Below are 4,405 nucleotides of genomic sequence, written 5' to 3' on the forward strand. Positions count from 1 at the left end.
CCCGGCTGGCCGGCGTGCCGCGCGCGGTGGTGGCGCGGGCCGAATCGGTGCTGGCGGCGCTGGAGGCCCGGGCGAAGGGCCTCGACCCGCTGGAGGAGGAACTGCCGCTGCTGCGGGCCGCCCGGCCGGACCCCGTGGACCCGGCACCGCAGCATTTTTCGCCGGGTGTTGCATGGGATGGGAGATTCCATACGGACCCGGAACCAGCGGCCCCGGACAAGGCCCTGCGCGAGAGCCTGGAGGCGATGGACCCCGATGCCATGTCCCCGCGCGAGGCCCTGGAGGCCCTCTACCGGCTCAAAAGCCTCGCAGGTGCAGCGGAGGTGACTGTCAAGTCGCCCCAGCCCATCCTATCTTCACGTTGATGAAACTCTTCGGCGACAGCCAGGACACCGCGGCAGCCTGCTCCCCTGAGGACATGCAGGCCCTGATCGATGCTCTGCTTCCCCCGGCGGGCTCCGGCGGCGGGATGGAGGCGCGCACCCCCGTTCCCCGCGACGCCGCGCTGCTGCTGCTGCGCCGCCGCCTCGGCCGGGTGCAGTCCAGCGTGCAGGAGGAGTTCGAGGCGGGCGCCCTGCCCGGGCTGATCGCCGGCCGCCGCCTCGGCGCGCTGATGGACGGGCTGATCCGCTCGATCCACGACTACAGTCTCGCCGTGGTGGGACAGGCGGAGGGCGAGCCCGCCTTCGCCCTGGCCGCCACCGGCGGCTATGGCCGCGGCGTGCTGGCGCCCTTCAGCGACATCGACCTGCTCTTCGTCTCCCGCCAGCCGCTGGGCGCCAGCGGGCAGCGGATGGTGGAGTTCATGCTCTACCTGCTCTGGGACCTGGGGCTGAAGGTCGGCCACGCCACCCGTTCCATCGCCGAATGCCTGGAGGATGCGCGCGCCGACGCCACGGTGCAGACGGCGCTGCTGGAGGCCCGCTTCCTGTCCGGCGAGCAGCCGATCTTTGCCGAGTTCGCCGAGGGCTTCGCCACGGCCCGGCGGGAATGGGGCATCGGCCAGTTCTTCGCCGCCAAGCGGACGGAGCGGCAGCAGCGCCACAAGCGCTACGGCGACAGCCCCTATCTGGTGGAGCCTCATATCAAGGAGGGGCGCGGGGGCCTGCGCGACCTCCAGACCATGTACTGGTTCGCCAGCTATGCCTTCGGCACGCAGAAGATGTGGCAGCTCGTCGGCAAGGACAGCCCGGGCGGCGGCCTGCTCACGGCCGACGAGGCCCGCGCCTTCCGCCGCGCCTGGAGCTTCCTCTGGACGGTGCGCTTCCACCTCCACTACGTCACCGGCCGTGCCGAGGAACGCCTGACCTTCGACCTGCAGCCGGTGGTGGGCGCCCGCATGGGCTATACCCGGCACGGCAAGCAGGACGGGGTGGAGCGCTTCATGAAGCACTTCTTCCTCACCGCGCGGGACGTGGTGCGCCTGTCGCGCCTGCTGGAACCGGCGATCGAGCGCGCCACGATGGGGCCGCCGGCGCTGGTCCCCGCCGGCAGCCCGGATCTCGCGGCCGCCGGCGTGGCGCTGGCGGACGGCAAGGCGATCTTCGCCGCCGGCCACGACATCGCCGCCGACCCGGCGATCATGCTCCGCCTGCTCTGCGCCGCCCGCGACCATGGGCTGGAGCTGCACCCCCTCACCCAGCGGGCGCTGATCCGCTCGGCCCGGCATGCCTCGAAGCTGCGCGACGACCCGGCGGCGGGGGACCTGTTCCTGAACCTGCTGACCGGCCCGCATTCCGCCCGCTGGACCCGCGTGCTGAACGAGGTCGGCTTCCTGTCCCGCTACCTGCCGGACTGGGCGCGCATCGTCGGGCTGATGCAGTTCGACACCTACCACGTCTATACGGTCGAGGAGCACACGATCGAGGCGCTGCGCGTCCTCAACGGGCTCGACGAGGGCGGGCTGGACAACATCGCCCCCGTGGCCTCCGAGCTGATCGGGCAGATCCAGTCCCGCCGCGCGCTCTATGTCGCGACGCTGCTGCACGACATCGCCAAGGGCCGCGGCGGCGACCATTCCGAGCTCGGCGCCGCCATCGCCCTCGACATCTGCCCGCGCCTGGGCCTGACGCCGGAGGAGACGGAGACCGTCTCCTGGCTGGTGCTGAACCATCTCCTGGTCAGCCAGACCGCCTTCAAGCGCGACATCGACGACCCCAAGACCATCCTCGACCTGGCCGAGGTGGTGCAGTCGCCCGAGCGGCTGCGCCTGCTGCTGGTGCTCACCGTCGCCGACATGCGCGCCGTGGGCCCCAAGGTCTGGAACGGCTGGAAGGCCACCCTGCTGCGCGAGCTCTACTGGCGCGTGGCCGAGGTTCTGGCCGGCGGGCTTTCCGTGCCGGAGCGCGACGTGCGCGTGGCCCGGGCCAAGCAGGCCGCCGCCTCGCTGCTCGCCGAATGGCCGAAGGAGGCGGTGGAACGCTTCCTGGGCGCCGGCTACCCGGGCTACTGGCTTTCCTTCGACGCCGCCACCCATGCCCGGCACGCCACCATGATGCGGGAGGCCGAGGCGACCGGCGCCCCCCTGACGGTGCGGACCCGCGTGCTGGAATCCCGCGCCGTGACCGAGGTGACGGTCTATGCCGCCGACCATCCGGGCCTCTTTGCCCAGGTCGCGGGCGCGCTGGCGCTGGGCGGGGCGAGCATCGTGGACGCCCGCATCCACACCATGACCAATGGCATGGCGCTCGACACCTTCTGGGTGCAGGACGCCAATGGCGGGATGCTGGAGGCGCCGCACCGTCTGGCCCGGCTCTCGGTCCTCATCGAGCAGGCGCTGTCCGGCCAGATCCGCCTGCTGAACGAGATCCGCAAGGTGCGGCGCGAACCCTCGCGCCTGCGCGCCGTGACCGTCCCGCCGCGCGTGGTGCTGGACAACCACGCCAGCGCCTCCCACACCGTGATCGAGGTGAACGCGCGCGACCGGCCCGGCCTGCTGCACGACGTCACCACCGCGATCAGCGAGCAGGGGCTGCAGATCGCCTCGGCCCATATCACCACCTATGGCGTGCGGGCGGTGGACGTCTTCTACGTGAAGGACGTGTTCGGCCTGAAGGTGGAGAACGAGCGCAAGCTGGCCTCGCTGCGTTCCGCTCTGCTGGGCGCTCTCTCCCCGGTGGCGGAGCGGATCGCGGAAGGCCCCGTGGCGGTGGTGGGCGCCGCTTCCTGATGCCCCCTTCCCCACAACCCTCACCCCCGCCCGGCGTTGTCCTCCTTTGAGGAGGCTTCATCCATGGCCGAAGAGACCCTGAGCGAGGAATTCAAGAACTGGGGCGGCGGCACCAAGACCGCGCGCCCGTCCAATGTCGGGCCGCACGACCCCAATGACGAACAGCACGACCCGAAGAGCAAGGGCGTGAACCCCGCCGACTACGAGCGCGAGACGGAGGATTCGGTCGCCGGGAAGCCGGGCGAGAAGAGCAGCGGCCCGGTGAATATCGGCGTCCGCCAGGACACGGCCGGCGAGGGTCAGAAGGATTCCCCGGGCGGGAAGGACTGATCGCGGGGCGAAGGCCCCGGCCGGGCCTTGCCACAGCCCCCTCGTGCACCGGAACCTGGATCGGGCTTTATCCCTGGGCGAGAGGCAGCGCCTCTCGCCCAGAGCCGGACCGGGCTCCTGTCCGTGTCAGGCCATGTCGGGCTGACGGGCAAGGCGCGGCACCGGCGAGCGTGACAGCACCAGGAACTGCGCGGCGAAACCCAGCGACGAAGCCCAGAGACAGGCTTCCATGCCGCCCTGGCTCGCCAGCAGAGCCCCCAGTGCCGCGCCGAGCGGACGGGCGCCGAAGGTCGCCGTCACGATCGTGGCCGAGACCCGGCCCAGCAGCCCGGGTGGCGTGACGGATTGCCGCAGGGTGGTGGTGGCGATGGTCCAGAGGATCGGCCCCGCGCCGAAAAGCAGGCAGGACATCCCCGCCAGCGCGGCGCCGGGCCAGGTGCCCGGCGGGCAGGCCAGGGTCGCCAGCATCAGCAGCGAGGCCAGCAGCGCCCCCAATGGCCCCAGGGCGATGGTCGCCCCGAAGGTCAACCTGTGCATCAGCCGGGGCGCGACCGCGGCACCCGCCACCATGCCCAGCCCATAGAGGCCCAGGGTCAGGCCGACTCCCCCGGCCCCCAGCCCGAGCCGTTCCACCGCATAAACCACATAGACGGCCTGGAGCAGGAACCAGGCGGTGTTGAACAGCGTCGCCGTGACCAGCACCGGGCGCAGCAGCGAATGCGACAGCACAAAGACCGCCCCCTCACGCAGCTCGGCCAGGGGATGGCGCCGTTTCCGCTGGCCCCTGCCATGCCCCGTGCCGTCCGGCAGACTGCGGAGCAGCAGTGCCGCCAGCAACGACAGCGCCGTGGCCAGGGCATAGGCCGGCGCCGCCCCGGCCCAGCCTACCACCGCGCCGCCCAGGGC

General features: G+C 71.7%; 3 protein-coding genes and 1 pseudogene. 3 read left to right on the forward strand and 1 reads right to left on the reverse strand.

Going from position 1 to position 4,405, the window contains the following annotated elements; translation table 11 throughout:
- The 3 genes and pseudogenes from ROTAS13_RS20100 to ROTAS13_RS20110 all read left to right on the forward strand — a co-directional run.
- A pseudogene (locus ROTAS13_RS20100) lies at positions 1–365 on the forward strand (DNA mismatch repair protein MutS); the annotation flags it as partial.
- Complete coding sequence (locus tag ROTAS13_RS20105) at positions 365–3,169, forward strand: [protein-PII] uridylyltransferase (protein ID WP_099781667.1); 2,805 nt, start codon at positions 365–367, stop codon at positions 3,167–3,169. The pseudogene ROTAS13_RS20100 and the gene ROTAS13_RS20105, both read left to right, overlap by 1 nt.
- A gap of 63 nt (positions 3,170–3,232) precedes the next feature.
- A complete protein-coding gene (locus ROTAS13_RS20110; RefSeq protein WP_019460764.1) occupies positions 3,233–3,499 on the forward strand; it encodes a hypothetical protein in 267 nt (88 codons plus the stop codon).
- A gap of 126 nt (positions 3,500–3,625) precedes the next feature.
- Here ROTAS13_RS20110 and ROTAS13_RS20115 read toward each other — a convergent pair.
- A partial coding sequence (locus ROTAS13_RS20115) for an MFS transporter (protein ID WP_139323456.1) occupies positions 3,626–4,405 on the reverse strand: 780 nt, incomplete at its 5' end.

The sequence above is a fragment of the Roseomonas sp. TAS13 genome, assembly GCF_001950415.1.
In the GTDB taxonomy this organism is placed as follows: domain Bacteria; phylum Pseudomonadota; class Alphaproteobacteria; order Acetobacterales; family Acetobacteraceae; genus Roseomonas; species Roseomonas mucosa.

Coding starts and splice junctions, on each gene's coding strand:
- ROTAS13_RS20110 (WP_019460764.1), top strand. CDS start 3,233: ATGGCCGAAGAGACCCTGAGCGAGGAATTCAAGAACTGGGGCGGCGGC.
- ROTAS13_RS20105 (WP_099781667.1), top strand. CDS start 365: ATGAAACTCTTCGGCGACAGCCAGGACACCGCGGCAGCCTGCTCCCCT.